Source organism: Geobacillus thermodenitrificans subsp. thermodenitrificans DSM 465 (assembly GCF_000496575.1).
GTDB classification, from domain to species: domain Bacteria; phylum Bacillota; class Bacilli; order Bacillales; family Anoxybacillaceae; genus Geobacillus; species Geobacillus thermodenitrificans.
The window spans coordinates 1-26,956 of sequence record NZ_AYKT01000003.1; the positions used below are offsets into that span (position 1 = coordinate 1).

General features: G+C 41.7%; 28 protein-coding genes and 3 pseudogenes. 8 read left to right on the forward strand and 23 right to left on the reverse strand.

What is annotated here, in order from left to right; genetic code table 11:
- Positions 1–10: 10 nt before the first annotated feature.
- Together DSM465_RS0104655 and DSM465_RS0104660 are read right to left on the reverse strand one after the other, a co-directional pair.
- The gene (locus DSM465_RS0104655; protein WP_155121000.1) at positions 11–469 is read right to left on the reverse strand and encodes a hypothetical protein; all 459 of its coding nucleotides are present in this window, start codon (positions 467–469) and stop codon (positions 11–13) included.
- A 265-nt stretch (positions 470–734) separates the two neighbouring features.
- The gene (locus DSM465_RS0104660; protein WP_029760745.1) at positions 735–1,190 is read right to left on the reverse strand and encodes a GNAT family N-acetyltransferase; all 456 of its coding nucleotides are present in this window, start codon (positions 1,188–1,190) and stop codon (positions 735–737) included.
- Between the two features lie 326 nt (positions 1,191–1,516).
- Between DSM465_RS0104660 and DSM465_RS0104665 the strand changes: the two genes are divergently transcribed.
- The gene (locus DSM465_RS0104665; RefSeq protein WP_029760746.1) at positions 1,517–1,978 is read left to right on the forward strand and encodes a hypothetical protein; all 462 of its coding nucleotides are present in this window, start codon (positions 1,517–1,519) and stop codon (positions 1,976–1,978) included.
- A 305-nt stretch (positions 1,979–2,283) separates the two neighbouring features.
- Here the strand turns inward: DSM465_RS0104665 and DSM465_RS0104670 are convergent, their stop codons facing one another.
- The 3 genes from DSM465_RS0104670 to DSM465_RS0104680 form a co-directional block, all read right to left on the reverse strand.
- Entirely contained in the window at positions 2,284–2,565 is a 282-nt protein-coding gene (locus DSM465_RS0104670; protein ID WP_008879114.1) for a hypothetical protein, read from the reverse strand.
- A 367-nt stretch (positions 2,566–2,932) separates the two neighbouring features.
- Complete coding sequence (locus tag DSM465_RS19785; RefSeq protein WP_051358513.1) at positions 2,933–3,163, reverse strand: hypothetical protein; 231 nt, start codon at positions 3,161–3,163, stop codon at positions 2,933–2,935.
- A 113-nt stretch (positions 3,164–3,276) separates the two neighbouring features.
- Positions 3,277–3,789 carry a GNAT family N-acetyltransferase gene (locus DSM465_RS0104680; RefSeq protein WP_029760749.1) on the reverse strand — a complete coding sequence of 171 codons (513 nt, stop codon included), beginning with the start codon at positions 3,787–3,789 and terminating at the stop codon, positions 3,277–3,279.
- Between the two features lie 144 nt (positions 3,790–3,933).
- Here DSM465_RS0104680 and DSM465_RS19790 point away from each other — a divergent pair, with 144 nt between their 5' ends.
- Complete coding sequence (locus DSM465_RS19790) at positions 3,934–4,095, forward strand: helix-turn-helix domain-containing protein (protein WP_161627862.1); 162 nt, start codon at positions 3,934–3,936, stop codon at positions 4,093–4,095.
- A gap of 63 nt (positions 4,096–4,158) precedes the next feature.
- Entirely contained in the window at positions 4,159–4,311 is a 153-nt protein-coding gene (locus DSM465_RS19795; protein WP_157806979.1) for a winged helix-turn-helix domain-containing protein, read from the forward strand.
- 32 nt (positions 4,312–4,343) lie between these two features.
- Here the strand turns inward: DSM465_RS19795 and DSM465_RS0104685 are convergent, their stop codons facing one another.
- The 6 genes and pseudogenes from DSM465_RS0104685 to DSM465_RS0104705 all read right to left on the reverse strand — a co-directional run bounded on the left by DSM465_RS0104685 (position 4,344) and on the right by DSM465_RS0104705 (position 8,293).
- Positions 4,344–4,931, reverse strand: a complete 588-nt coding sequence (locus DSM465_RS0104685) for an adenylyl-sulfate kinase (protein ID WP_029760750.1) — start codon at positions 4,929–4,931, stop codon at positions 4,344–4,346.
- Positions 4,932–5,233: 302 nt separating this feature from the next.
- A complete protein-coding gene (locus DSM465_RS0104690) occupies positions 5,234–5,725 on the reverse strand; it encodes a GNAT family N-acetyltransferase (RefSeq protein WP_029760751.1) in 492 nt (163 codons plus the stop codon).
- A 278-nt stretch (positions 5,726–6,003) separates the two neighbouring features.
- Positions 6,004–6,137 (reverse strand): annotated as a pseudogene (locus tag DSM465_RS19800) (arsenate reductase); the annotation flags it as partial.
- Between the two features lie 37 nt (positions 6,138–6,174).
- Positions 6,175–6,344 (reverse strand): annotated as a pseudogene (locus tag DSM465_RS19805) (arsenical-resistance protein); the annotation flags it as partial.
- Between the two features lie 909 nt (positions 6,345–7,253).
- On the reverse strand, positions 7,254–7,517 hold the full coding sequence (locus DSM465_RS0104700) for an anti sigma factor C-terminal domain-containing protein (RefSeq protein ID WP_029760753.1): 264 nt from the start codon (positions 7,515–7,517) through the stop codon (positions 7,254–7,256).
- 143 nt (positions 7,518–7,660) lie between these two features.
- Complete coding sequence (locus DSM465_RS0104705) at positions 7,661–8,293, reverse strand: YdeI/OmpD-associated family protein (RefSeq protein ID WP_029760754.1); 633 nt, start codon at positions 8,291–8,293, stop codon at positions 7,661–7,663.
- Between the two features lie 451 nt (positions 8,294–8,744).
- Between DSM465_RS0104705 and DSM465_RS0104710 the strand changes: the two genes are divergently transcribed.
- Positions 8,745–10,784: a molybdopterin-containing oxidoreductase family protein gene (locus DSM465_RS0104710; RefSeq protein ID WP_029760756.1), complete on the forward strand. Its 2,040-nt coding sequence runs from the start codon at positions 8,745–8,747 to the stop codon at positions 10,782–10,784.
- An 84-nt stretch (positions 10,785–10,868) separates the two neighbouring features.
- On the opposite strand, the pseudogene DSM465_RS19810 reads toward DSM465_RS0104710, so the two are convergent.
- From DSM465_RS19810 to DSM465_RS0104725, 3 genes and pseudogenes are all read right to left on the reverse strand, one after another.
- Positions 10,869–11,007, reverse strand: a pseudogene (locus DSM465_RS19810) (arsenate reductase); the annotation flags it as partial.
- Positions 11,008–11,727: 720 nt separating this feature from the next.
- Positions 11,728–12,261, reverse strand: coding sequence for a GNAT family N-acetyltransferase (locus DSM465_RS0104720; protein WP_029760757.1), 534 nt, complete (start codon positions 12,259–12,261; stop codon positions 11,728–11,730).
- Between the two features lie 233 nt (positions 12,262–12,494).
- Positions 12,495–12,941 carry a GNAT family N-acetyltransferase gene (locus tag DSM465_RS0104725; protein ID WP_008879126.1) on the reverse strand — a complete coding sequence of 149 codons (447 nt, stop codon included), beginning with the start codon at positions 12,939–12,941 and terminating at the stop codon, positions 12,495–12,497.
- A gap of 703 nt (positions 12,942–13,644) precedes the next feature.
- On the opposite strand from DSM465_RS0104725, the gene DSM465_RS0104730 reads away from it, so the two are divergent.
- Together DSM465_RS0104730 and DSM465_RS0104735 are read left to right on the forward strand one after the other, a co-directional pair.
- Positions 13,645–13,839 carry a helix-turn-helix transcriptional regulator gene (locus tag DSM465_RS0104730; protein WP_029760759.1) on the forward strand — a complete coding sequence of 65 codons (195 nt, stop codon included), beginning with the start codon at positions 13,645–13,647 and terminating at the stop codon, positions 13,837–13,839.
- An 11-nt stretch (positions 13,840–13,850) separates the two neighbouring features.
- Positions 13,851–14,276 (forward strand): hypothetical protein, encoded by a 426-nt coding sequence (locus tag DSM465_RS0104735; RefSeq protein ID WP_029760760.1) that lies wholly within the window; start codon positions 13,851–13,853, stop codon positions 14,274–14,276.
- Positions 14,277–14,494: 218 nt separating this feature from the next.
- On the opposite strand, the gene DSM465_RS0104740 is transcribed toward DSM465_RS0104735, so the two are convergent.
- The 7 genes from DSM465_RS0104740 to DSM465_RS0104775 form a co-directional block, all read right to left on the reverse strand.
- Positions 14,495–15,370: a putative RNA methyltransferase gene (locus tag DSM465_RS0104740; RefSeq protein WP_029760761.1), complete on the reverse strand. Its 876-nt coding sequence runs from the start codon at positions 15,368–15,370 to the stop codon at positions 14,495–14,497.
- 109 nt (positions 15,371–15,479) lie between these two features.
- Positions 15,480–16,370 (reverse strand): carbon-nitrogen hydrolase family protein, encoded by an 891-nt coding sequence (locus DSM465_RS0104745; protein ID WP_029760762.1) that lies wholly within the window; start codon positions 16,368–16,370, stop codon positions 15,480–15,482.
- A 272-nt stretch (positions 16,371–16,642) separates the two neighbouring features.
- Positions 16,643–18,103: a multicopper oxidase family protein gene (locus DSM465_RS0104750; RefSeq protein ID WP_230459226.1), complete on the reverse strand. Its 1,461-nt coding sequence runs from the start codon at positions 18,101–18,103 to the stop codon at positions 16,643–16,645.
- A 31-nt stretch (positions 18,104–18,134) separates the two neighbouring features.
- Positions 18,135–18,524, reverse strand: coding sequence for a hypothetical protein (locus DSM465_RS0104755; RefSeq protein WP_011887391.1), 390 nt, complete (start codon positions 18,522–18,524; stop codon positions 18,135–18,137).
- A gap of 410 nt (positions 18,525–18,934) precedes the next feature.
- Positions 18,935–19,999, reverse strand: coding sequence for an alpha/beta fold hydrolase (locus tag DSM465_RS0104765; protein WP_029760764.1), 1,065 nt, complete (start codon positions 19,997–19,999; stop codon positions 18,935–18,937).
- A gap of 618 nt (positions 20,000–20,617) precedes the next feature.
- Entirely contained in the window at positions 20,618–21,211 is a 594-nt protein-coding gene (locus DSM465_RS0104770; RefSeq protein ID WP_236620387.1) for a class I SAM-dependent methyltransferase, read from the reverse strand.
- A gap of 270 nt (positions 21,212–21,481) precedes the next feature.
- A complete protein-coding gene (locus DSM465_RS0104775) occupies positions 21,482–23,056 on the reverse strand; it encodes a Vga family ABC-F type ribosomal protection protein (protein ID WP_029760766.1) in 1,575 nt (524 codons plus the stop codon).
- Between the two features lie 1,053 nt (positions 23,057–24,109).
- On the opposite strand from DSM465_RS0104775, the gene DSM465_RS0104780 reads away from it, so the two are divergent.
- Together DSM465_RS0104780 and DSM465_RS0104785 are read left to right on the forward strand one after the other, a co-directional pair.
- Positions 24,110–24,559 (forward strand): MarR family winged helix-turn-helix transcriptional regulator, encoded by a 450-nt coding sequence (locus tag DSM465_RS0104780; RefSeq protein ID WP_014195805.1) that lies wholly within the window; start codon positions 24,110–24,112, stop codon positions 24,557–24,559.
- Positions 24,560–24,645: 86 nt separating this feature from the next.
- Positions 24,646–25,743, forward strand: coding sequence for a hypothetical protein (locus tag DSM465_RS0104785; protein WP_029760767.1), 1,098 nt, complete (start codon positions 24,646–24,648; stop codon positions 25,741–25,743).
- A 203-nt stretch (positions 25,744–25,946) separates the two neighbouring features.
- Here the strand turns inward: DSM465_RS0104785 and DSM465_RS0104790 are convergent, their stop codons facing one another.
- Together DSM465_RS0104790 and DSM465_RS0104795 are read right to left on the reverse strand one after the other, a co-directional pair.
- On the reverse strand, positions 25,947–26,150 hold the full coding sequence (locus tag DSM465_RS0104790) for a hypothetical protein (protein ID WP_230459227.1): 204 nt from the start codon (positions 26,148–26,150) through the stop codon (positions 25,947–25,949).
- A gap of 28 nt (positions 26,151–26,178) precedes the next feature.
- Positions 26,179–26,604 (reverse strand): NUDIX hydrolase, encoded by a 426-nt coding sequence (locus tag DSM465_RS0104795; RefSeq protein WP_008879139.1) that lies wholly within the window; start codon positions 26,602–26,604, stop codon positions 26,179–26,181.
- Positions 26,605–26,956: the final 352 nt, after the last annotated feature.

Genomic DNA, 26,956 nt, shown 5'->3' on the forward strand with positions numbered 1-26,956 from the left:
TTGTTTGATTTTATCTAGCACCACGGGTATATTTATATTCTTTGCTACTGTCAATCGGATTCAGATCGACGAAGGACAACTGATTGACCGTAAACGGTTCTCCGTCTTCGACATATTGCCCCGTTTCCGGATCTTTGACATACCGTTGAACCTCATATTCCATGCGTCCATCATGTAATACATGGTCGGCCACGAAGACCTGTCTCTCCCCTTCTGTTAGTGCAGAAAGGGTGACTTTCGTTGCTTGGTCAAAGAGATACGTCATGGTTACGCGTGAAATCACTTCGTAACGATACTCTTTGTTCGCCGCAATCGTATCGACAAAGATAGTGCCGTTGATGGTTCGGACTGCACTGTCTTGGACAAATGGTCCTTGCTCATCTTTGACATATCGAACCACCCGATAGTAGGCAGCGGCTTGTTCTCCAAGCAGATTCTCATTGAAGGGTGACTTTCGTTCCTTGTACAATCGCATGAATGTTTGGCACACACGTTACGGCCGGTGAAGTCTTGCTTCCTCCCCCCGCCGGTAGAGGTGTTGTTGACCGTTCCATCCCCTTCCACGGCTTTGTCCATGTCATACACATAGACTACTCGCGGGGGAATCACGAATTTGTACTCTCCATTTGGAACGTGGGACGATTGTTTCACTTACGCCCTTGGTGACTCCATCCTGCACATATTGGTCCGTATGTTTTACTAGTACACCTTATGCTCTTTAAAATTTGATTTCGTTATTTACAAGGTTTCTCTAATTCCCAATATAGCATTCCATCTTTAGCAGAAGTTCTTTTCATTCCTACCTTTTCAAGAACCCTGATCGATGCAACGTTGTCTTCTAAACATTCGGCAATCACTTTCTCTACTTGTCCAGAAGAAAATGCCCAATCAATTAGTGCTTGAACTGCTTCTGTTGCAAAACCTTTATTTTGTGCAGCTGGAATGATACCATACCCTATCTCCACTGTCTTTCGGTCATTAGGCTTTCCTTTGAATCCAATATCGCCAATAACTTGATTATTCTCCCTACGTATGACAAACCAAACACCCCAACCTTTAACGGAAGAATCCCTCTTTAACTGCTCCAAATACATTTCAATATGAGGTCCCATATCATATTGATGGGAAAATTGATAGTAATTCTCTAAAGTACATGGAACAATGAATAAACGTTCAGTATTGACTTCCAAAACTCTCTCCCTCTCAAAAAGGTTTCTTATTTGATTTTATCACATCCATTTACTCAAACATTCTTCAGCATTGAATTTGTTTAGAAAAGTTGCATAAAAGCAACGAACGATGATATCGAAAAGGCGTGCCGGCTGGCCGGACATAGCCATATTGTCACCACACCGTGGTACTTAAAGAACAGCTACAATGGATCTGATAGTTTCATGGTAATAGTACCTATGAATTAAAATAAATGGTTTGTAAACCATTTATTGACTTGCAGGCGATTTTAAATAAAATAAATGTTGTGGCAATAAACTTTATAGATTAAGAGGAGGAGATTTCTTTGTTTAAGCGATTGAAACAGGGGATCGTTGCTGCGATTGCAGCAGGATCATTAGTGTTAGGATTGGGAACTCCAAATGCGTATGCTGCTTCCTATACTGACTTTGGACCAGCTTCGTTTGCGACTGAAGATGGGAAATACGAATTGACGATTCGAACCACTTCGGTTGAAAAGAATGTCACTGTCTCTGTCCATTATGATCTGTATTCCGTAAATCGTAACTCAGGTGCGGTTAAACACATGTATGGGGATACTAGTGCTTTATCTGTTCGACTTTGCAATGCTTCTACCGGAAACTGTACAGCCTTTAAACCATTTTCACAAGTGAACGGCAGTGCCATCTTTACGAATATGAAAGCTGGAACATTTTACGTGGATATACGTGATAGCTGGGCAAGTTACTATTTTAAAGGTACGGTCTCTGCAAAAACATATAGTTGGGATCCGTATGAATGGGAATGAATAGGGATGAATAAGAATGACCGGAGCAATCCGGTCTTTTTATTTTTCTTATTCCCTTCTTTTCCTGGTTTCTAGTTGAAGATTCATTGAGCATTGCTTATTCATTTCTGATATTTAGATTTACATATTCGCAAGCGATAAATTCCATCTTCAGCAAACGAGAGCTTTATTAATTCAACAAGGAATCAAGCAAAGGACTAATTTGTTTAATAGAGCTAATGAAATAAAAAAGCCGATTTCCCAATCGAGGAATCGACTTTGAAGACGGTCATTTAAACTATCCCCTAATTGATGAAGAATATTTTTTATGGTTCACTAATTCCCATTGCCAATAGCAAAAGAAAAGCAACGACCAAAACCGCTCCATTTCCTATCAAGCTGATAATGAGCAGAAAGAAGCGTTTAGTCATTAAACATGAGAACACTGCGAATAAAATACCAATCATGGATAAGATCAAATAAATTGTGACCACGAAATAAATATTAGCATTTGGACCTCTTTCAATATAGAAAATAATGATACTTATGATTATAGGCAACAAAGACGCGACACCCAATATATTTCCTGCTTTTTTCTTATTTAACACGATAATCCCCCTTTGTTGATCATAACTTTTTAATAATAGCTATCCGTTCATTCAACCAAAAATCACCTCCGTTTTCCAACATTATACATCATGTAAGGACCGAAACCATCCACTTTTTTATTTTTTTGTCTCTCCCTCTTCCTTCTTTTCCTAGTTATCGCTTGATTTTTTTTCATAAAAGGATCGATACTTCACCAACTGCGAATGCATCGATCATAGACTCACTTCACACCGTTGATGGTTATGCATATGGTGCTACTTTGTTAGTAGAAGCGGCATTTTGTTTTGCTTGCTCAAATTGAGTTTTGAGAACAAGCCATGTGTTGATCAATATCAGCACATCGTTTGTTCTTTTTTTGAGCAGAACTTACTGGTTTATCTTTTTTTCTTTGAGGAAATGATTTATTTTTGAAATAATCCCTATAATCATCAACCCGATAAATGCCGCTGCATATCCTGCACCTTCGCTGGTGCCGCCTTGACTGTGATTATACTTTACCAATGTTGTACCTATGATCAATGCAAGGACGGGTCCAAAAATGCAGATAATCAAACCGGATAACCATAAAGGCATTTTGTTATTCAGCAAGATAGCCATACTGTTCCAAAATAAAAGGATGCCCCCAAGACGAAGTAAACGAGAGCATCACTGTCCATATAAACCTCCTAATCATTATGAAATTAATATATAAATAATAGTGGAGCCTCAGTTCAATCCTCCTTCTCTTTAACCCCTGAATATATATAATGGTTCTTATCGAAAATAAATACTTCTTTTTCCTTAGTGAAACCTATCTTCTCCGCCACACGAATGGATGGAACATTTCCTGGATCAATAATACTGATCAGCTTACTTAAACCCAATTTGTAAAACGCATATTCCTTGCACGCTTTGGCCGCTTCTGTTGCGAATCCCTTTGACCAATACGTTTTATTGATGTGATACCCAATCTCCACTTCAATACTGTCATTTATTTTTTGTTTCACAAGACCACAATCACCGATCAATTCATTCGTTTCCTTCAAACAAACCGCCCATAATCCATAGCCATCATTCCGATATCGATCTTGATTTCGTTTAATCCAGTCTTGAGTTTGCTCAATACTAAAAGGAGCTGGATAAAACCTCATGGTCTCTGGGTCAGAAAAAATATGATGTAGAGGAGTAATATCTTCATCCTCATACTGCCTTAATATCAACCTTTGTGTTTCAAGCACAATCATTTCCCCATCCCCTTTTGTTTAACCGTTTTAGCTAAAAATGAATTACTTGCTCCTTCAACCTTTCTGCTCGTTTATCCACCCATGTCGCATTTCAAGTCATCACAGATTGAGGCAAACATTCTGTTCTTCTACCGTCAACGAGTGATGGTCGTTCGCCTGGTCATGGAAGGTGATTTAGGAAAAGAGGCGGCCTCCATGGTCAACGTGTGTCGACAAACTGTTTCCCATTCTGTCTCGTTGTTCAACGAAGGTGGGCTGGACCTCTCATCGGGATTTCGTCCCCGGACGCGAGCTGTTTCTCACTAAAGAACAGCCGGAGAGAGCCAGCGGCTCGTGCCCACCACAACTCCCGCCGAACGGGAGTGGGGTGTGGCTTCGGCGTGGAACACCAAACTCCTGCAGTCCTATGGCGAAAAGCACTTCGGCGTTTCCATTTCCCTTGAAGCGCTGCGAAAACTCCGGCACCGTCGAGGTCTGTCATGGACTCGCCCGACGTACACGCTGGGGACATTTTCGAATTAAATAGCATATTTATTCTTCAAAATAAGTGCGAACTACCGTATGTGTTTCATAAGAATAATGGATCTATCAATTAATTTTTTAAAGCGGCCTCTTTTGTCATTTAGTAGAGTTAGACCGCTTTTTTCAGCTATTTCCTCCACTATGTTATCAACAGTTTTGTAGTCAGTTATTATTTTTTCCTCGGTAATCTCGTGATTAAATGCATAAATGCATCGATCAATTTGTGATTTTGCCCATGAATTGCCCCATTCCAATCGTTTGTTAAGGCGTTTTTCTATAGTTTCCTTCTCCGCATAAAGAATGTAATGTTTTATCCCAATACCATCTTCGAGAAGTCGTCCAATGATTTCATCATAATATTGACGATTAATTAATGTCATGGGTGATATAATAATACCATCATATGTATCAGATAGATATTTTAACATTTGATAATTGAATAACCTCCACTGTTCATGATTTTGAAAATCTGACTCATGCAGTTCTTTCGGTATATTTTTTCTTATAAAATAACCAATATTTTCTGGGTCGTACACAAAAGATTTGGGCAACCTTTTATTTAATTCATAAGCACATGTTGTCTTTCCCGAACCAAAAGCCCCATTTATCCAAATAATCATTTATTACACCTCTTTTTTCCAAATCAAAGAATATCTCCAGAACAAATGTCTTCGGATAATGGCATTTGGCAAAATAGAATTCACTATTTTGCGAATATCTTTTAAAGGCATATAAACGTCGTGTTTTATATGATCTTTCATTGCTCGATTTTCCTTTTGTCTCAGAGCTTTGTTTTTAATAAAATTCATAATTCGCTTTTTCTACGCGATCACGACATGTAGAGAATACATAATTAACTAACGTCTATTATCATCTAACACCATGAGCCCGTATAATTTAATTGAATATTTAAAAGTCATTATTAATCTATACCCACAATTTGACTACGACGTTCAAGCATAACAACATCACGCCATACTCCATGTAACTTTCCTATACGTTGTCTTATACCAACTACACGAAATCCAACACTTTGATGTAAACGTAAACTCGGTATGTTTTCAGGGAAGATCCCTGCTGTTAATGTCCAAAATCCTTTTTCCTCTGATTCTTTGATTATGACTTCTAGAAGTTGTCTTCCCACTCCTTTTCCCCGACTCCCCTCTCGAACATACACACTCACCTCTCCTACACCTTGATACACGCAGCGATCCGATACTTTACTGATCTTACACCATCCTTGAATGCCTTCTTCGTCTTCAGCGACGAAACATAAATTTGCCGCAATGGTCGATACCCATTTTTCGAACGATGGTGCTGCCGTCTCAAATGTTGCTTGTCCTGTCGCAATTCCTTGCTCGTAAATTTCCTTTACTTGCAGCCAATCTTCTTCGCGAAAGCGGCGAATGTTCATATGGACCCTCCTTTATTTTCATAATAGAAGACGCTAGGAATCGCCCTAATGCCCTTTACATTAGCAACCCTACTTACGTTGAAATGTAGATGGGCGGCATTCACATTCTATCGTGGCTTTGTCTGCAACATCTTCGCTTTCATTTGAATATCACAACAACCTTGCTTTCTTTAGGAATGGGCCAATATCATTTTCAAGATGTTTATTTGAAGTTCCTTCTTAAAATGATTTAGAATAAAAGTTTGGTAACGGACAAACACAAAGGATGTAATTTTTGCCGCGTTTGGATTTAGCTTGTGGCACTGTACCACTTTCAAATCATCACCAAGATATTTTTTGCCCCTCCTTCTGCCATTTGGCTGCGGCAAGAGTTGTCTGTGCATAAGAAGTAACTGATCTTTTTGGCTTTCATATTTCATTCCATCTCCGTCGGTAGTATGATACTGGCTTTTTCGTTGAAACCATAGTACCACGTTGACCAATGAAATCATGACAGGCACTTTCATCAGCGGTCCAATGACAGCGGCAAACGCTGTACTAGAGAATGGGTCTCAAAACCATCAATAGCTACGACAAACGCTAATTCAAAATTATTACTGTCAGTTATGTAAAGACAAGTGTCATGGTTGCAGGGGCGTTTGTCCCAAATTGGGCATCTGGTTCTGTATGAGCGATAACACTAATCCTTTTAGTTGTTTAGAGTTCTTTCGTTTAATTTTGTTGATTATTTAGCACATAGTTCTATTATTCCATAATTTTGACTTTTCGCCAAAATCAGCTTGTCTGTTTCCTTCATCTCTCCCTCGATTTAAAATTCAACATTTGGATATGTTTAAATTTGTACTATTGACGTTTTCTATCACGTTTTCACCACTGGAATATTCACTGTCAATCCTGTTTTCATATATTGTTGACAAAAGCCATTACGGGACGAGAGTAGACGAAAATGCTGACAAAAAAAGAAGGAGCTTTTTAATCAGCTCCTCTAGACCCACGTTCCCCTCTATATCTATCTGCTTTGTACCTCCTCCAAAATACCATCCATTTACTTTAATCAACTTATCTCAAAATTCATCGTGTTCCACTTCTTATTATCATTGGAAATATATACAGTCCTCTATATACTTCTTGCTGTTTTTTCTGCTTCATACTATTTCCTTCTCCTGCGTTTGTTCAATATAATGGATGGCAACTTCGACATCCGCTGTAATACTAATTTCCATGAGTTTTCTTATGGCTGATAGTTAATTCCTAAGCCAAACCAAATCATTCCCATACAAGAAACGATTAGAATGAAGTGAAGAATGCCGCCTAAATAGGAGTAGAATCGATTTTCTTTTAGGAGACCAAGCAAGCATATAAGCAATCTGAACAATGAAATCCAAATATAACGGATATCAAAAACAGGAATCTCCGCTATAATTTGTACATTTAACAAAATAAGCAAAAAATATAGCCACCAGCGTATTCAGTATATTGATTCTTGCTATTTTCATTTTCGACAATCCTCCTTTTGTGCTATGGCAAATTAATTAATCTGACCTAATCGAATCACATTCACTTCCTTCATCTTTTCTAGAGCCAAAACATCTTTGGCAGTTCCCGTTATAGCGATTCCATAAATCTTCAATTCTTTATGCTCTTTCACCCATTTTAGCCGCTCAGCCATCTTTAAGTCTTTGTATTCCGTTAGTTGTATTGCCCATTTTTCATTTTTGCTCAATAGCTCAAGTCCTTTGACTACTTCTTTGTAATCAGTAAACGAGCGATGGAATACAGAATCTGCATGCACTTTTTTGTATGTTAACTTATCAAAACAAAATGCCTCTCGCTCCTTGATACAAAAGGGAACGGAGGCATTTGGGCATACTTCAGGCGTGTATCTAGGCGTGAAGATGAATGCCTAGAATGTAAGGAGATGTATCCGCTTTGGTGCTAATCATGCAATCCTTTGCCATCAAGAATGCGCTGGATATACTTTTCAATTCTTGCTTCTCGCGTTTTCGATTGTTTCGCTCCAGAAAAATAAAGGATATACGCTCTTTGCCGTCCAGGTGTCAATGATTCAAACGCTGTTTTTAAGTCCGGCATTTCGTCAAATTTTTTTTGAAGCTCCTCAGGAATTGGCTCTGGACTCTTTTTGAACTCCACTTTTAAGCCCGCTTTTTCAATTTCCATGGCTTCGTTAATATATGCTTTCAACACAGGTTCAAGCTCGATGATTTGTTGAACATTTGTAAACCGAATCCGTCGCGCAGCCTGCGTATTCTCCCCGGGCTTTTCTAGAATGTGATGGTCATCTTTTAACAAGGCGCCTTTGAAAAAACCAAGTGCACAGTATTCATTCAAAGCACTGATTGTTACGACATTGCTCTTTTGGAATGTATAACATGGAATTCCCCATTTCACTTCTTCTGTCAATCCACATTCAAGAACAATTGTTCGCAATGCTCTTAATTCTGTCGGCCATTTGTTTACTTTACAATCGGGAGTACCCACTAGCGGACAGCGTCCACAGCCCTCAGTTAAATATTGATCAACTTTAGGATTCATTCGACTGTTTTTCATCAGCATTCTCCTCATAAAATATTAAGTCAAAATAGAATACACCATCGGTCCCGGCTCCGCAGTATAGCCGTTTTCATTGTTCCTGCTTATTCTGTTTTTGCGTGTGTTCGGGTGGGATACAATCGAAAGCAATAGAGGTTGTGCATGACCTTCCTCTCTCTGCACAGAACATTTGTTCCTTTTTCCATTTTACACCTTCTGGTCGTTGAAGGCAAGGGAGAGATTGAGCGCGAATAGCGATTCATCCGCACTTCTACATGTGAGCGTAAGTGGGTGATAATCAAACGGAACTCGAGTTGATGCAGCGGCAAAAGCCATCCTTCTCTCGTTTTAGATGTCATAGAATCCAAAAGTTTTATATATCATTGTTGCCATACTCTTCAAATTATTTTATCATATTAACCATCTAACTCAGTCGCCATCATTGATTTGATCAAGAAAGGAGAAAACGATGGGTTCATTTGTACAACAGCCAACCGGCGTCTTTCCGTCTGTCTGTTCTCTCGATTGTCCTGATCAATGCGGGTTGCTCGTGCATAAGAAGGATGGGAAAATCGTAAAAATCCAAGGCGACCCGTCTCATCCTGTGACAAAAGGCCATATATGTAATAAAGTGCGGAATATGATGGAACGAATTTATGATCCGAAACGTTTGAAATACCCGCTGAAACGTATAGGTGCCAAAGGGGAAGGGAAATTTGCGCGAATCAGCTGGGACGAAGCGCTCGAGACCATTGCGGCCAAATGGAAAGAATTGATTGAAACATACGGACCTGAAAGCATCCTCCCTTATAGCTTTTATGGCAACATGGGAAGACTCAGCGCCGAAGGCATGGACCGGCGGTTTTTCCATCGGCTAGGCGCATCCTTGCTTGATCGGACCATTTGTTCATCCGCTGGATCTCAAGGGCTTCAATATACGATGGGAGGCGGCTTTGGAATCGATCCGGAAGAAACCATTCATGCCAAACTCATCATCTTCTGGGGAATTAATGCGGTCAGCACCAACATGCATCAAGTCATCTTAGCCCAAAAAGCCCGAAAAAACGGGGCGAAGATTGTTGTAATTGATGTTCATAAAAACCAAACCGGACAGCTCGCTGACTGGTTCATTCCGATTCTGCCAGGCACTGATGCCGCTCTCGCTTTAGGCATGATGCATATTTTGTTTGCGGAAAATCTCATAGATGATGAGTTTTTGAGAAAGTATACGGTCGGCTATGAGGAACTGCGCGAGCACGTTGTCCAATATGATCCCGTCACTGTTTCCAACATAACAGGCGTTCCTGTTGAAGATCTTTATACGCTCGCCAGATGGTATGGGCAAACAACTCCTTCCTTCATTCGAATCGGCAACGGTTTGCAGCATCACGATAACGGAGGAATGTGCATCCGAACGATCGCTTGTCTCCCGGCCCTGACCGGACAATGGCTGGTCAAAGGTGGCGGCGCCATCAAATCCAACAGCGGCTACCTAGCTCTTAATCAAATAAGCTTGCAGCGCCCGGATCTATTGAAAAACAAACATACACGAATCATCAACATGAATCGGCTCGGTGAGGCATTGTTGGAATTGGATCCGCCGATTCGTTCGTTATTCGTGTACGGCACAAACCCGGCAGTCGTTGCCCCAAACAGCAACAAAGTACGACAAGGATTGGCGAGAGAGGATCTCTTTGTCATCGTGCATGATTTGTTTGTCACAGAAACCGCCAAATACGCCGATATTGTGCTTCCAGCCACTTCTTCGTTTGAAAATACAGATTTGTATACATCCTATTGGCATCACTATGTTCAAATTCAACAACCAGTGATTGAACGATACGGAGAGTCTAAATCGAATGTCGAAGTGTTCCAATTGCTGGCGAAACGAATGGGGTTTGAGGATCCGTGTTTATACGAGACAGAAGAAGAAATGATTTCGCAAGCCTTGGATAACCCAACCAACCCTTTCTTGGAAGGAATCCGTTATGAAACATTGGTAGAAAAACAGTATATCAAAGCAAAGGTCAAACGGTTGCTGCCGGGAACATTACCAACGCCGAGCGGAAAAATTGAGCTGTATTCGAAGAAAATGGAACAAGATGGCTATCCTCCGCTGCCAACGTATACGCCGATTGTTGACGATGGAGATTTTCCGTTTTTCTTTGTGCCCGGTCCTAACCACAACTTTTTAAACACCACGTTCTCCAATAATGAAAAGCACATTTCGTTGGAAAAAGAACCGCGTTTGTATATGAATGTGAAAGATGCCCTAGCGAAAGGAATTCAAGATGGGGATCGAGTCCGGGTATGGAACGATCGCGGAGAATGCGTGTTGAAAGCATCGGTTGGAGAACATGTTCTCCCCGGTGTCGTCGTCACGCAAGGGTTATGGGCTGATTCTCCGGACACGAAACATTTGGTCAACTCCCTTACTCCCGATCGGATCGCCGACATGGGCGGCGGCGCGACCTTTTTCTCTGGCCGCGTCGATGTGGAAAAATGCTAGGATGAATGGCTCGAGGGGCTGGCTAGAAATCAATATGTAGGCCAGGCGCCCCTCCTTTTTTACCATTTGTAACTAACGCCATCTTTATTCTCCCGTCTCCGCAAACTGGCTTTATCCTCTCTCCAAGCTCATCGCGAACATGCTGAAACATAGTCCTTTCTTCTGCCTTCTCAGGATTGCCAAATCCACAGTACACTCGTTTTACATGCGGCGGGGTGATCGGCCATAATCAACTGCATGGCGCGTAATGTGACGACTCAATCATCATCAGCTGTGGATTCATTGTGTGTGATTCTTTCATTAATCTCTCTAACAGCTCGGTGATTTTGTTTTTTCTCCAATCTGTTCCATGCTTTTATGCAAATCGCCTTTGGTTGCTAAAGATTTCACGAAAAAACAGCCAAAATTCGTTTTTCTTCCTTTTTCGTTGTTGAGGTATTTTGATTGATTATTTAGCACATAGTTTTATTTATTTATAATTTTGACTTTTCACCAAAACTAGCTTGGCCTCCCCTGATTTGACATCAACCTCTTGCATATTCGTTTCCTATCCTTTTTCGATGGTGTTGGTGATTTTCGTGTATGGTGACAGGAGTTTTTACGGGACGAGAATGGCCAGGGAATACTAACAAAAAAGAAGGAGCTTTTTCCTTCGCTCCTCTATACATTACTGTTTTGCTTTGTTCCTCCTCCGAAATACCATCCATTCGCCTCATGAATAGGATGGAATTGAAGAAAAATTAGACAAAACTTTAGAACAAACTTCTCAAAAGTTATGAGCTAGCTGGAGATACGCCTCGGTCGTTCTATCTTTGGGTTTGTGTGTCACTCATCGTATGTACCATGCCTATATTACAACCGTTATTTAGTTACTTCATCTGACATATTTTCACCTAGATGCTTCAAAGCAGAAGACATAAGCAAAGGTGACGAAACCCTTTCGTCACCGCGGATGGCCTTGTTTACCTATCACATCTGTTGAAAATGAATTCGAAGAAATGTTATATACCATTGTCCAAGACGCTCCTGATGAACCGCATCGTTTAAATCCAAGCTTTTTATAAAGTTGTACAGCCATAATGTTGTTTGGATCAACACTCAAAGATATAGAGGTATAGCCGTCTTTCAAAGCTTGTTCAAATAACTTTTTCATAAGTAGCGTACCTATCCCTTTACCTCGTTCAATATCAATAACAGCTATTCCTAGTTCTGGAGTATGGTCATCAACATATCCATATCCTTTTTGGTTTCCTTTGAATAAGCGATACCAAGCGGCACCAACAGGTTGATTGTCCTTGTTCAAAGCGATGAAAGCTCTATCCCCTTTTCTTCCCCAGCCTTCATGATATTTTTTAATATGCGGTGAATTGAGCAATTCTTCTTTCGGTGGCTTATTATGCGGAATATAAATGGATTCATACATCATATCTAATAAGAATTCAAAATCATTTTCTTCTAAACTTCTTATATGGAACAAAATTACTCACCTCCCTATTTTACGGCAGCCGCTGCAGAACATCTCTGCCTCTGGGGCATAATCCCCACCAGCTAACCAGTTCGTCCCCCTACTTGTCGAAATGAACCCGTATAATCTACAAACATAACTTAAAATGAAACTTGCTCCCCCGTATGATTCATCGATGAGTGCCTGCCTTGCTCATAGCGGTGTTCCTTCACATTTAACGGTTGGCAACAACCAACTATGCTGATTTAAGAACGGGGGATGTTCATACTCATTGTAATCGTTCGATGTTTGAATCCTAATTTTTCGTATAGTTTCATCGCTTGATTTCCTGCATATACACTTAAGCGAACCTCTGAATACCCCTCTCGTTTAAGATGTTCGATACCAGCCTCTAACAACCGTTTGGAAATGCCATTCCCCCTGAATTCCTCTAACACAAACAATTCATAAATAAACCCATATATCGTTTCCGTCAGTTGGTCTTTCTTTGTTCCGATCAGAATCCAACCCATGAGATGATCGCCTTCCGTTGCGATTAAATAATCACTCCCTTTCTGCAATAATGCTTCAATCAGTTGTTTGGCTTTTTCATCCGACAGTTTTACTTCGCCTAATGTACCTTCAAATAATGCTTGCGGTGAAAGTGATAAAATCTTTTTATATTCCGCATCGTTCGGCTTTCTAATTTCCATACATTGAGCCCTCCTCGAAAGCAACACCTAAAACCATAGGTATCCCCTTTCAAGTCACATCATCAATTTTATTTGCTAGTAGATGAATGGTTTTCATGAAAAGAGAATGTCCTCCCCAACCTTCTCTTATTCTCCCATAACCCAAATGAAATAATAATAAAAACTCCAAAGACCTAACAAACTCAGGCTGCTTAACAAGACAGCAAGCGATAAAAATAGATGAGTATTCGAGCCCCTTCGATAACGAAACAGAACGGACAGGACGATACCAGCAACAAACAAAAGAACCAAAGGGAAATCCAGTATCTACAAGATCTACAAGATAACCTATGATAAAGAAAAAATGATTTTCTTCATCTCTTGATAATTTTAACAAAAGAGAAAAATTTTTAAAGTGTTTTTTTGAGCATAAAGATATGATGAAAAAGAATGTTACAACTCGTTTTGTAGACGGGGAATTCCCATCATCATAACCATTAAAAAAGAAACAAACTGGCTACTCCACTTGAAGAAGCAATCGCCCCCATCATATGGCGGCCTCTTTCCCTTGCTTTGTCCTACCTACCATTTCCTTTTTGGCAAATCAAACATATAGACAATGTAAAATTTTTGATCCTTAATGTAATATATATATTGAATTATGTAATATATATTGTTTAAAATGTAATATATAAATTACATTCAGGGAGGGATCGTTGGAATTGTGAGAAACAATCTTAAAGTTGCCCGTATCCAAGCAAACCTGACCCAACAACAACTGGCAGAAAAAGTCGGGGTAACTCGACAAACGATCAGTTTAATCGAAAAAGGAAAATACAATCCTACTTTAAAATTGTGCCTCGAAATTTGTTATGCGCTTAATAAAACGTTAGATGAAATTTTTTGGGTAGAAAAGTGAGAGTGGTGAAATTGCAAAAAATAAAAGACGAACGATTACTATTAAAAAATCTGCAAAATTTACGAATCGCCTACATGTTACAGACGATTGGCATCATCGGAATCTTGGGCTATGTCTTCATCACAAAAGGACTAGATGGAATGAGGAAAAATCCGTTATGGTTTGTGTTTATCCTGACAACCGTTGTATCGGCTTTTTTATCAATGAACATTAGTGTAGAATATGAAAGTCGGAAAAGGTCATCTAAACAAAGCTTCCTAATATCACTTGTTGTATTAACATTGATTTCAACTATAATAGGAATCCTTACATCATTCACTGAAGGATTTACTGCAATGAATGGTGTTTTCATTGCCGGAATCGTTTTTCTATGCGGAGTCGTTCCGATTTCTTATGTATATTATTTGAGAAAGAAAATAGATAATCAGGCAGACTGACGGAGCAACCAATTAGGAAAGCTTTTAAAAAACTTCAGTGACATATAGAGGATTCGTTATTTTCGGGAATACAGTGATGAACTGGATTATTGGGAGCGCAAACCGTTTTCTCAACCCAAAAATAGTAACCAGTAAGTTCTGTCGAAAAAAGAACAAGCAATGTGCTGATATTGATCAACACATTGCTTGTTCGCGCACCCCATCTTAGACATGCTGCTTCATCCCCTGTTCACTCCAACTAAAATATCCAAATCCACGGTGATCTTCGTAAAATCCCGATGAAGAAACGCATCAATGTGTGCTTGATCCGCAGACCAAGCAAGCGGCGTCATTTGGACTAAATGTTCAAGTTCGGCATTATTAAGTTCTTTTGTATAACATAAATGGAATACATCCAGTAAATGGAGCTGTTTTTGAAAAAGCGACACGATTTCATCATTCTTATAGACCTTTTTCTCCTTGTCCTCAAAGAGTGCTTCTCGTAGCTCTCTTAGATAATTCGGACGGGGAACCACTTTAATCACGAGTCCATCTTTAACTAAAATCCTCTTGAATTCCTTATAATTGGAAGGAGATAAAATATTAAGAATCACATGAAACGATTGATCCGCCAGCGGCGATTTTGCCAAGTCACCGACTAGCCAAATTTGGTCTTCGTATCTTTTAGCAGCCATAGCGATGCCTTCTTTTGAAATATCAAGGCCAACGCCAGTCATTGACGGAATCATACATTCGTCCAAAATCCTTTGTAAGTGAGAACCTTCTCCACATCCTAAATCTATAACCATAAAAGGGTTAAGCGAAACATCCATATACTCCTTTATCACTTTCGCAATCGTTTCATGCATGGAAGTGTATACGTTGCTTTCCATAATGATTTTGTGTCTTGCTTCAAACAATTCCTTCTTGTAATGGCTATGAGCGGGACGAGTCATCAAGTTGACATATCCTTGTTTTGAGAAATCAAACGTATGGTTTTTAGCGCATACGAGGCTTTTCAGCTCCTCAACCCTCATCGCGCTTTTACAGAGTGGACATTGAAATGCCGCTACAAATTGACTAACCCGTTCTGCACTTTTGGTTTTTTTGGTCATGTGCTTTCTTCCTTTCGATAAAAAAATCACAGCGGAGGAGGAAACGTTCGTGACAGTCTTTTGGCTGAACCGGTTGCGCCATTTGCTGTTATGATTTCTGAAAAACATATCAACCCCTTTCTCCATAACGAGAATTCTCTCTGATAAAAGGCTCCTCGACATGTTCAGAAATTAGGAGCTTGTATTTCTGCGGACGACGGTATGCGTTGCCATGTATTTCCCGACTTCGATATTCTCTCATTTCTTGAATCGGAAAATCAGCTATATAAATTCCTTCTCGCTCTCCCGCTTCAATAATCAGTGTATCTCTTGAACCTTTTTCTGAAGGTCTGTATGCCATCCCATCAAATGCAGTAGAATGTCCATTGCAGTTGGGATGACCAATCGGATAATTGACCGTGGCAATACCGACCATATTTTCATAAGCCCGCGCTCGCAGCTGTGAAATTCGGTTGATCTCCATCGGGCATGCGTTTGGCACCAAAATAATCTCAGCGCCTTTCAACATCAAAATCCTGGCACTTTCCGGAAACTCTCTATCATAACAGATCATCGCCCCGACTTTTACATTGCCTTGCAAGGTGTTTAAATCTGCCACGAAAAAGTCATCCCCAGGCGTCAAATTACATTCAACATCAAAATCACAAGTATGTACTTTTGCGTATGTAAGGATCTTGTTGCCAAAGCGGTCAAAGAGGCAGAGCGTGTTCCTTGGCAATGGATCGTATTTTTCAAGAAAAGTGATTCCGATAGCCATATTCAGCTCCTTAGCCAACTTCCCAAATGAACTGACGAATTCGCTATCTGCAGATAGAGCACGGGCCTTTAATTCATCGACATTCTCGGGAATGTCATAGCCAATGCTCCACATTTCAGGAAATAATGCAATATCAGCCCCCATATCCTTTGCTTTTCTACAATATTCCAATCCTTTATTCAGGTTGTCACATAAGTTAGTTTCAGGCAAAAGCTGCAATAAAGCTACTTTCAGATTATTCATGACCAATCCCCCCTTTATATCGATGTCACAACGCCGTACCTACAAACGAGTTAATTACTGATTTCTTATTCTTCATCCAACGTTAATACAAATCCTCCCCTTGCCATAACAAAGGCACATCTATCCTTCCATGCACGTTCGTATATTCTTTTAGACTTTCCCCCCCTTAGCAACAAATGCGGAAGGGGGCAAACCGTTCAGGTTCGCCCCGAGAAAGAAGCTGACCTAGATCGAAAGATGACGCTACGATACTCACGATCCCATGAGATCCCCTAATGATGATGAGGGCGTTGATGAAGTTGTTGTGACACTTGGGATTCTGTTCCTGGCTCGACGATCACGAATTGCCCCATCATCCCGCTGTCTTCATGATATAACAGATGGCAATGATACATGTAAGGCGTTGTCGGGTCTGGATAGCTTCCAAAATCAACAGCCAATCTGACTTTCGTCCCGCTCGGTATGAAAACGGTATCCTTCCTTCCCCGTTCGTATTTCGGCGGCAATTCACCATTCTTATCAAGGATAGTGAATGTCGCATCGTGAATATGAAAGTTATGATCCCAGCCTTTATTTGTTATTTCCCAAATTTCGCGCGATCTGGCAGGAACAACCTCATCAATCCGGTTCATATCCATTTTCTTTCCGTTGATCGCCGATTCGGTAGTCAGTACAAACGTTCGGACCTTCGCATCCGCTGGAACTTCGATCGGCGGTTCGCTGGTGAGTGTTTGAGGCAATGGTGTTGCTGCGGTCAGACGCTGATCGGCGATCAATTTGACGAGATCAAACTCTCCATTTTCAATCCCGTCTTTGCCGGCAAAACTGTGCAAGATCGTTTCTTCTCCTTCCTTAAATTCGATCACAATCTCTGCACGTTCACCCGGACTTAACAAAATGCGCTTCATCTTGATCGGTTCCGGCAGCAATCCCGCATCATTTCCGACTAGATAAAATGAACGGTTATCGGAAAAACCGATATGATAAGCTCTCGCATTCGAGCCGTTGAGCAACCGGAATCGGACTTGGCTTGAAGTGATGCGTAAATACGGATCATAAGTTCCATTGACCAAAATCTGATTCCCTAACATTCCAAACGGGGTAAGATCCATGCTTTCATTGAAGGAACCGTCCCCGTTGAACATTTTATCCTGAATAATGATCGGAATGTCGTCAACGCCATAATTTGAAGGTAATTTTTTTGAATCTTGATCCTCGATTAAAAACAAGCCTGCAAGTCCTCGATACACATGAAGTGCCGTTTTGCCGTGCAAATGCGGATGATACCACGTAGTTGCTGCGGGTTGCTCAATCGTCCAGCTAGGATTCCAAGTCGATCCGGCTTCAATCATTTGGTGCGGTCCACCATCCATCGCAGCCGGCAAACGCATCCCGTGCCAATGCAAGGTTGAAGTTTCTGGAAGGTGATTGACAACATCAAACGCCACTTTGTCACCGCGTGACACACGTATCGTCGGCCCTAAGTAAGAGCCGTTGATCCCCCAAGTCGGTGTTTTCTTACCTTCAAAAAATTCGGTGGTTCCAGTTTGCATCGTTAACGTGAAGTGTTTCGTGCCATCAGGACCCACTGTCGGTTCAAGAAGTGGCGGGATGTTCAATTCATTCTGAAACGTCAGCTTCCCGACATTCGTCGTTGTATCCCCATCACATCCTGCCAAACATAAAGCGATCAATCCAAATAAAAGAGTAGCAAATATGCGTCTTCGTTTCATCATTCAGCTCCCTCTTTTTCTCGAAAAATAGCTAGTTCCTTCTCATTGTTCGTTGAACGGCAGCAGCAATCCATCCAGTTATGACTCCCCAAACAGCATTGGTCACGATGACACTGACGATGGCAAAAGGATTGGTAATCGGACCTTGCAGCTCGCCTTCCAGAATCGGGGATGCGATCGCACTGATTATGATCGCCAATCCCCCATAGACGATTCCTGCATACAGAAGTGTTTTCAACGGATTTTCAACGCGAAACAGAACAGCAGCACCAATCCAGATGACAGAGATGAGTATGGTGACTGAAATACTCGCCATCGGTTGGCCGATTCTCTCAAGCAATCCCAACATATTCATCAGCGGTCGGATCAACGCTAATGCACCAAGACCAATTGCTAGCGACAAATGGCCGTTACCTTTCATCTCTTCCCAACTCCTTGTTCATTTTTTATCGGTCTCATTGTAACAATGGAATGTTGTGAACTTATGACGATGCTGTACGGGTTGTATGAAAGTTTCCCCATGCCTTGAACGGAGTGGGACGGTGTAATCACGGTAAAAGAAAAGAAGAGCGTGAAACGTTGGGGGACATGGTCTCTTGGATTCATCGGCAAAACCCGGAGCTCGAAAAGAAGAACCAAGAGCATCGCAACAACTTCGAAGATGGGGCTGAAATCAAGTCGGGTGGATAGCAGCCTACTGGCGTTTCATGATCAAACGTATTGCTCAGAAGAACCATACAACGTCAGATGTTGCCCATGCCAGATATATTTCTAAATGAAAAAAAGGGCTCTTTTACAGGCCCTTTTTCACCAAAACTCTGCACAGTGACATCACAAAACTTCATCCAAAAAATCGATCATGATATTCGTAAATTCAACCGGCTTGTCATAATGAATATCATGTCCAGGGGTATCCACTTTTACCAACTTTCCATTCTGCAGCAACTCGACGACACGTTGGGCGTCCTCATCTGTAAGAGCCGCAAGCAACAGGTCGCCGTCATAATTGGTCTGTGCCTTCACAAATACAGTGGGACATTCAATCTTCGCAAGCACTTCGGCTTGATCATAATCCTCAAACCAGCTGTTATCATAGAAGGTCTCTCCAAACCTTCTGTCGTATGGATAGGTTGCGGACTCGAAGATTCGATTGATGTTGGGCGGCAGATAAAACAAGTGTACAGGTTCATTCGGATGCTTCTTATGGTAAGCGACCGCATCCTTCGCAAACCGATTCCATAAAAAGTCTCCGAATACCTTCTTCCAGTAGCTGTGTTTCAAGGAATACTCAAAATAGTCGCCTATTTCATCCTGTTTTTTGAAATCTTCGTACTGCTGAAAGCCGTACACCCAGGCGAACGTTTTCTCTCTTCTGCCCGGCTCCGTTGCGAAAAACGGTGAGTCTTCGATAACGAGTCCGAGCACAAGTTCAGGGTAATGCGCAGCGATCCAGGCCGCTACCATGCCGCCCGACGAATGGCCGGAAAGGATCACCTTGTCACCGATCACCGTCTTGATAAATTCGGCAAAATCAGCCGCCATGGCCTTAGCCGAATACTTTTCAGGATTCCAGTCGGACTCCCCATGTCCATGGCAATCGACAGCGAACACATGATACCGCTCAGACAACGCCGGCAGTGATTTTGCGTAATCCTCCCATGTCATGCCTTGTCCGTGGATCAGCAGCAGCGGCGGATTGCCGTTGTCCGGACCTTCCCCATAATTAAGCACTGTACCGTCGTTCAGCGTCACTTGTTTTTCCGTAAAGCCCGCTTTACGCATCGCCTTCAGCGGCTTGTCCATATACGTCACATTCGTGTAAAAATATGAACCGATCACGAACAGCAAAATAGCGAATACCGCACCGATGAAAAAACGCCTCTTCTTCTTTTTCATCAACCTTCTCCTTTCATTGGGCTGCCGGCATGATCACTCGTGGCCACGCGCGCTCTTTCACAATACGACCGATCAGACCTTTGGTCTAGTAGTGTTCCCGGTTCGAACGATATGCGACAATCGCACGTAGAGCTTTATTCACGACCAATCAACAAAGGCTCAACCGACAATGAATAAGTGAATCGTGTAAACTTGAGTTTCATGCACGAGTACTAACGACGCCTACTTATAATAAATGCGTTGATGGACTGTCGTCAACTACACCGCAATCAGGCCAGCGCGTGATTTAGTTGACGAAACGGCAGGCTTCATTTTAACATCGTTTCAAAAGAAGTCTCCCACTTCGAAACAAAGTGAAAGTGGGAGATGAATATCGGTTAGCACCAGCCAAAACATATAAGCAAATAAACAACAATCACGTTCCTTGTAAACGGGATAGATGGGGTTACATGGAAAACAGCGAATGCAAAAACTAAGCAAACCCTTCCATGCATACATCAAGGTGCGAAAGAACTCTTCGAGTTAGGGCGACTCGAAGTGACGCCTAAGGAGACGACAGGTCGCTTTCGCCGTGGAACTGAGAAATTTCCGCTTCAAGCACAACGAAGTGGGAGTCGTTCAGCTCGATGGGTTAGCACCGATAGCACATACAGCTGAAACCGGCTTCGTTTGTTTCTCTTCAAGTCGAATGGATGAGAACCCTGCCTCTTTAAGATACTGAACTAACTTTTCCCCTTCCTGGCGTGCTGTTTCGTTCGTTGCCCCCTTGGAACGAGGCTGGAGTGTAATGGCAATCAGCCCGTTTGGCTTCAGCAAATGCCGCAATTCTTTTAATCGTTCAATCGGTTGTTCCCAAAATAGAATCGAATTGATCGAAAAGATTTTATCAAACGCTTCGTTAAACACGGGAAGATGCTCAATAGTCGCAAGTTGTAGCTTGACTTTTCCTTCCCGTATAGCGGCTTCATTCCTTTTTTGCGCCTGTGAAAACATGACTTCGGACGGATCAATTCCTACGAATATCCCTTCCTTAATAATGTTGCTTATCTTCTCAGCGGCAATTCCGGGACCAAATCCGATCTCTAGTACCTTATCATTACTTCGTATATCCAATAATGCCACCGTCCATTCGTTGATTTCTTTATTAGCAGCTGCCATAATCCTTCCACCGATGTTTCCCAAAAAACCATATGGGCGACCAAATAAATTCATCAACAATCGACTCATGAAAAACCTCCTTGAAAATGGATTTCAAATTGTTTTTGATAAAAAGTAGGCATAAGTTGACGAGCATCATTTCCTCACCGTTTGAGTATTCCTTTCCTCAAGCCCTCATAAAACCATCCAAGGATCCCGGGAATGATTGGTTTTGAATTTGTCAATATGATATACGGTTTTTCCGATGTTATCGGTTTCGAATGTGAATGAAATGTAAACAGGCATTAGGAATCGTCCTAATGCCTGTGGTTGCCCATATGTGCTTCATGACATGCCCAGTTTTCGTTTTTCCGCCAAAAGCCGCTGAAATTCCTGTTCAAGCTCTTCGTTTGGCTCAATGCTCAAGCGGCTCAGCACCTCCGCTATTTTCGTCTCGAGTAAAAGCCGCTCGTCTTCTGTCGTATTGCGCGTATCGCGATGTTTTTGCTGCTCATATTGTTTATATGTTCCGTCAAACAGTTGAATTTCTTTATGGCGAATCACCAATATACGTGTAGCGACATTCTCAATGAACCGACGGTCGTGGGATACGAAAATGACGGTTCCTTCGTATTCTTGCAATAGCGATTCCAATGCGCTCATCGCTTCAATATCGAGGAAGTTTGTCGGTTCATCTAAAATGAGCGTATTGATATCACTGACGAATAATTTAGCAAGCGCGACTTTTACCCGCTCACCGCCGCTTAAAACTCCTACGGGTTTATAAACATCATCTCGGAAGAAATGCAGCCTCGCCAAGACAGTGCGAATAAGCGTTTCATCTTGTTTCGATGTGGAGCGTACATTCTCCAAAATCGACTGATGAACATCTAAAATATTTAAGTTTTGGCTAAAATACCCCATTTTCACCGCTGGGGAAACTATAATTCCTTCTTCTTGGTCAACGATCTTTTTCACTAAAGTAGTTTTGCCGCTCCCATTCGGGCCGATAATCGCGAGCTTCTCGCCCCCACGTACATGAAAGCTCGCTTTATTCCATAGAACACGTTGGCCGATCACGCCTGCGACCTCTTGCGCTCGAATAATGATTCGATCTTTAAACGTATCCTCGTTAGGCAAGTTCATTTTGATGGGAGCCAGTTCCTTTATTTTTTCCACTTTTTCTAGCTTCTCTAATCTTGTTTCGATGGCTTTGGCTGCTTTTTGCAACTTTTTTTGCTTTTTCGCAAAATACGGCTTCGCCCCGGTGATTTTCGCTTCCGATGGGCTCACCTTCTTTCTGGAAACTTTTGTGGCTCTTTCCGCTTTTCGCTTTTTTAGTTCCAATGCTCTCTCTAGCGCTTGTTTCTTTTTTTCATAATTTTCATAAGCTAACTGTTGCTGTCGGCGTTCCTGTTCTTTTTGTTCCACATAGTCGCTGTAACGCCCTTTATACTCTTTGACCTTCCCTTCATGAACTTCCCAGATGGTGGTGCAAAGCGCATCGAGAAACGCCCGGTCGTGGGATACGAGGATAAACGCTCCCTTCCATTGCTGTAACTGCTTTTCTAGCCATTCGATATGCTCTTGATCTAAATGGGTCGTTGGTTCGTCCGCCAACAAAAGCTCCGGGTCTTTAGTCATCAAATCGCGAATATAGGCTTGTGTCACTTCTCCGCCGCTTTTCGCAGTGTCCATCTGCTTTAACTGTGGCAACAATTCGCATCGAGCATGGCGAACCACGCTTCCCTTTTCTGGGGCAATCATTCCGGCCAATATGTTTAACAATGTCGTCTTGCCGCTGCCATTACGCCCCACTAAGCCGATGCGGTCATTTTTATAAATGGTCAATCGATCGACATCAAGTAATAACCGGTCTTTCACATAATGTTTGATATTGAACGCTTCTAGAAGAATCATATGATCATCCCCATTTTTGATTTTACGGGGACAAAAAAGCCCCCTATCCATTTTCAGAATAGGAGGCACAACTATAGCAGGACGCCAAAAAAAGAGACTAACTCCATTTGGGTATACCTCACTATAAACGTGCAATCCTATTCTGAAAACGTTAATTGAAGGCAGCACAAAGAAAGCAGCACATTCATCTGTCTGCAAAAAAACCACCTTCAATTAATGTCTTTTCAAAATAGGATTAGCACTTCATGTTCGAGGATTCACCCTTCCGTTCGCATTATTTAAATTTATTCTATATAATATATCAAAAATTGTCAATTCATAAATAAAAAGGGCCCAACGGTTCTTCCTTACGAACAGCTGCCATCTCCTCCGCCAAACCCGTCGGAATGACTTCCCGAATCGAATGATCCGCACTTAGAGGAGGGAGAATTTGAATGGGTCCAAGAAGAGTCACAATAATACGTGTGGTGATTCTTCTGACTGTTGTGTAAATCATTTACGTTAGGTGGACATCGACTTGCATTGATCGTAAAGAAAGGGAAAAACAACACAAAACCAATTAATTGCTAAACATCCGATCAAGCCTCTATGAGCCCTCTTTTCCATCCTATTCTCATCCGTTCGCTAAGTTGCATTCCATTCGCGGAAAAAGGAAATGAAAGCAGCACATAACATTGTGCAACGTATGTCACACAAAGAGTTTGCTTCGCCGACTCAAGAAAGCGGTGAATTTGCGGCATGTTGCCACCTTATTTTCATTTTTATGACGTTCTTTGGATGTTTTCACTCCGTTCATTCAAGCTTACAAAATTCGGATCGTTAGCGCAAAGCATTGCTTAGTTGGACATTGTTTTGATCCTCTTTTGTTTGCTTGTAGAGTAAATGGGCATAATTGCTTAACCAACCGGTGATGATTTGTCGTTCGCAACCGATTGACTGAGAAGCGGGCCGTCGCTTCTTTTCTCATACAATCTAAACATTTAACTTCACTTAAATATTTAGATTGTTTTATAATATAAATACAAAACCTTACCATAACGAAGGTGATGTCAGATGGACGATATCAAGGCTTTGTATTTGGCCATTAAAGAAAAAAACGATGCAGTGACCGCGTTTTTGCTGCAAGAGATTCGTGCGATGCTCGGCGCTGAGTATCAAGACTTAACCCAAAAGCAAGTGATGTTGCTGGAGTTATTGAGGCATCAAACCATGACGATCAATGAAATCGCTGAGTCCTTTTCGATGACTCCGAGCGCCGCCAGCCAGCTCGTCCGAAAGATGGAGGAAAAAGCCTATGTTCGCCGGGACATCAATCCTGCTGACCGTCGTGAAATTATCGTGCGCCTAGGCCAAGCCGGTCAAGCGTATCATAAGAAAATGGATGAAGTGGAATTGCATTTAATGGAGAAATATTACGGGAAACTTCGCCGAGAGGACTTAGAGAAGTTGAAGGAAATCAATGATAAACTGTATGATCTCATCATGAAAGAACATCGGTCGTAATCCCTTCTTCTTTCAGGAAGGGATCTGCAAAATATTTAAGTAAATTTAATAATTAAGATTGGTTAATTATTAAGGAGGAACACCTTATGAACAAAACTCAGAACGTCCATTATATGCGATTTATCACTGCTTCTGTATTGGCTGTGGTCATTCTTTATGTAACGGTACGAAAACATGTTCATGTTTTCGAAAATTCGTCTGTGCTATTGTTGCTTGTCACCGTTTTTCCACTCTATTTAGCCGTTGTTTACCGAATGACCATTGGGCGGGTGAAGTATTCATGGAAAGTGTGCGTGAGCGTGGTTGCATCTGGGCTCGGTATCTCGTATTGGATCATTCCCGCTCCGCTTCGTGAGCAATACAAGGTGATCAAATATGTTTTTTTCGTAATGGAAGGCGGGATCATTCTAATCGAATTATGGATCGCTTGGTATATCGTTCGAAACCTCGGGGCACTCATTCGCACCTTTCGCGCTGAAAAAACGAACCATTTTTATTTTTTAAGCACCTATGTGCATACCATTGAAGCCGTGTTCAAGCGTCCGGTCTTTTTGCTGCGCCTCCTCACAACAGAGGCCGCTGCTTTGTATTACTTAACATATCGCAAAAAAACACGCCAATTGTCATTGCCATATCCCACCTATTCCTATCATGAGAAAACGGAATATTTTGGTTTCTTTTTAATGCTCGTGCATGCGATGCTGATTGAAATTATTGCTGTTCATATTTTAGTGATGAGATGGAGTGAAATCGCTGCTTGGGTGGTCACGTTTTTTGATGTGTACTTCCTGCTCCTTCTTATTGCCGATTATCGAGCGATTACCCTATCCCCGGTCGTGTTGGCGCCTGATAAACTCCATATCCAATTGGGCATCCGCAGTTTTGTCGAAGTGGAATACACCAACATTGAACAGATCACAAGGGAAGTGACCGCGAAACAAAAACGAAAAAAAGAAACTGATGCTTATTCAGTGACGTTGCCTAGTTTTTTTGAAGAAGAACCAAAACTAGAAATCCGCTTGAAGCAGCCGGTGGAAGTGACAGAACTGTTCGGCCGAAAAAAAACGGTGCGAAAGCTATATGTTACGGTCGATGACATCCATGGCTTTTATGACAACTTGTTGGAAAACACCAAGCGGTGGCTTCACATGAATAAAGAAATCGGCTCCGCGAATCCGCGATGAGCCGATTTTTTTGATTCGACTAACCTTTTTTCATCATATAGTGCTCCATGGCCTGCTACAGCCATTGTCCCTCTTTCTTTGTGAAAGGAGACGGCATCCAGTTGAGTGTTGCGGCATCTCGCCCCATCTCCTCCACACGTTCAAGTTGTCCAAGCGTTTGCGTCATATCGGAACCAACAAACGTCAATCATATACTGTTCGATTCATGTTTTCACCTCTGGATGACCCACAGGAGTGCCTGGCGACTGCTTTGTTTTTTGGATCAGGTGAACCCATTCTTGATCTATAGCCATCATCTCTGCCTCGGACTGATGACATAACGACTGGATCAGTTCTTTCGGCACATATTGTTCGAGCCACTGCCGCTGTTCTTTCTCCGTTTGCAAGTTATGGATGAGGTCCATCATCATCCCAACGAGAAGGACCCCATCGTTTTTATATGTAGTTCAATAGTTCACGCGGCGCAAAATCATTGATGTTCTGCAATTCTTCCTTACTCCACCATTTTACCTGTTGCCATGCCTCCTTTTCCTCTTTCGTCATATTTTCGAACGATAATCTAGTGTCCGATGGAATCACAATTTTGTAATAAATCTCACGACTAATAAAAGGACCTTGTTTCCCTTCGATCCATACATCCAGTTGGAATAGGGGCTCGCCGAGAAGGTCGACAACAATGCCTAGTTCTTCGTATAACTCCCTTTTTAACGCTTCCGCCGGCGTCTCGTTTTCTTCAATCCCTCCCCCTGGAGTCACCCATAACACTTTGTTTCCTACCACATCCCGAAATTCAAATCTCTGAAGAAGAATTTCATTCCGTTCATTGATGATTACGGCTCTAGAACATTTGCGTATGTTCATGAAACGCTGCCCCCTATATCAATGATCATTTTCAGCTAGACAAAGTCATCAGTCTCATGGTGAGAGAATCGTAGCATGGCACTCGCGATGCATAGGATCCCATCGTATTCTCCATTGTCTTTCATTATTGTTCTCGCAACAAGACACGAATGGCCCAAACCGCGACATCCTGATTCACTCGTGAGTGTTGATTCCGTTTTGATTTCCTCATCCCCCAGCTTTATGTTATCTCCTTTTGATCTAGTACTATTTTATCCTATTTAGTAATATTTCCCCTAGATCTTCGCAAAATCGGTTTTTACGGTGAAGATTTTCTTTGCCTATGCAGCCGTTTGGTATTCTACAAAAACGA

Coding starts and splice junctions, on each gene's coding strand:
- DSM465_RS0104790 (WP_230459227.1), bottom strand. CDS start 26,150: ATGATGGACCTCATCCATAACTTGCAAACGGAGAAAGAACAGCGGCAG.
- DSM465_RS0104785 (WP_029760767.1), top strand. CDS start 24,646: ATGAACAAAACTCAGAACGTCCATTATATGCGATTTATCACTGCTTCT.
- DSM465_RS0104770 (WP_236620387.1), bottom strand. CDS start 21,211: ATGAATTTATTTGGTCGCCCATATGGTTTTTTGGGAAACATCGGTGGA.
- DSM465_RS0104690 (WP_029760751.1), bottom strand. CDS start 5,725: ATGAACATTCGCCGCTTTCGCGAAGAAGATTGGCTGCAAGTAAAGGAA.
- DSM465_RS0104750 (WP_230459226.1), bottom strand. CDS start 18,103: ATGAAACGAAGACGCATATTTGCTACTCTTTTATTTGGATTGATCGCT.
- DSM465_RS0104740 (WP_029760761.1), bottom strand. CDS start 15,370: ATGACCAAAAAAACCAAAAGTGCAGAACGGGTTAGTCAATTTGTAGCG.
- DSM465_RS0104795 (WP_008879139.1), bottom strand. CDS start 26,604: ATGAACATACGCAAATGTTCTAGAGCCGTAATCATCAATGAACGGAAT.
- DSM465_RS0104725 (WP_008879126.1), bottom strand. CDS start 12,941: ATGGAAATTAGAAAGCCGAACGATGCGGAATATAAAAAGATTTTATCA.
- DSM465_RS0104710 (WP_029760756.1), top strand. CDS start 8,745: ATGGGTTCATTTGTACAACAGCCAACCGGCGTCTTTCCGTCTGTCTGT.
- DSM465_RS0104745 (WP_029760762.1), bottom strand. CDS start 16,370: ATGAATAATCTGAAAGTAGCTTTATTGCAGCTTTTGCCTGAAACTAAC.
- DSM465_RS0104775 (WP_029760766.1), bottom strand. CDS start 23,056: ATGATTCTTCTAGAAGCGTTCAATATCAAACATTATGTGAAAGACCGG.
- DSM465_RS0104705 (WP_029760754.1), bottom strand. CDS start 8,293: ATGAAAAACAGTCGAATGAATCCTAAAGTTGATCAATATTTAACTGAG.
- DSM465_RS0104685 (WP_029760750.1), bottom strand. CDS start 4,931: ATGATTATTTGGATAAATGGGGCTTTTGGTTCGGGAAAGACAACATGT.
- DSM465_RS19790 (WP_161627862.1), top strand. CDS start 3,934: ATGGTCGTTCGCCTGGTCATGGAAGGTGATTTAGGAAAAGAGGCGGCC.
- DSM465_RS0104765 (WP_029760764.1), bottom strand. CDS start 19,999: ATGAAAAAGAAGAAGAGGCGTTTTTTCATCGGTGCGGTATTCGCTATT.
- DSM465_RS0104755 (WP_011887391.1), bottom strand. CDS start 18,524: ATGAAAGGTAACGGCCATTTGTCGCTAGCAATTGGTCTTGGTGCATTA.
- DSM465_RS0104780 (WP_014195805.1), top strand. CDS start 24,110: ATGGACGATATCAAGGCTTTGTATTTGGCCATTAAAGAAAAAAACGAT.
- DSM465_RS19785 (WP_051358513.1), bottom strand. CDS start 3,163: ATGGCTATCTTGCTGAATAACAAAATGCCTTTATGGTTATCCGGTTTG.
- DSM465_RS0104680 (WP_029760749.1), bottom strand. CDS start 3,789: ATGATTGTGCTTGAAACACAAAGGTTGATATTAAGGCAGTATGAGGAT.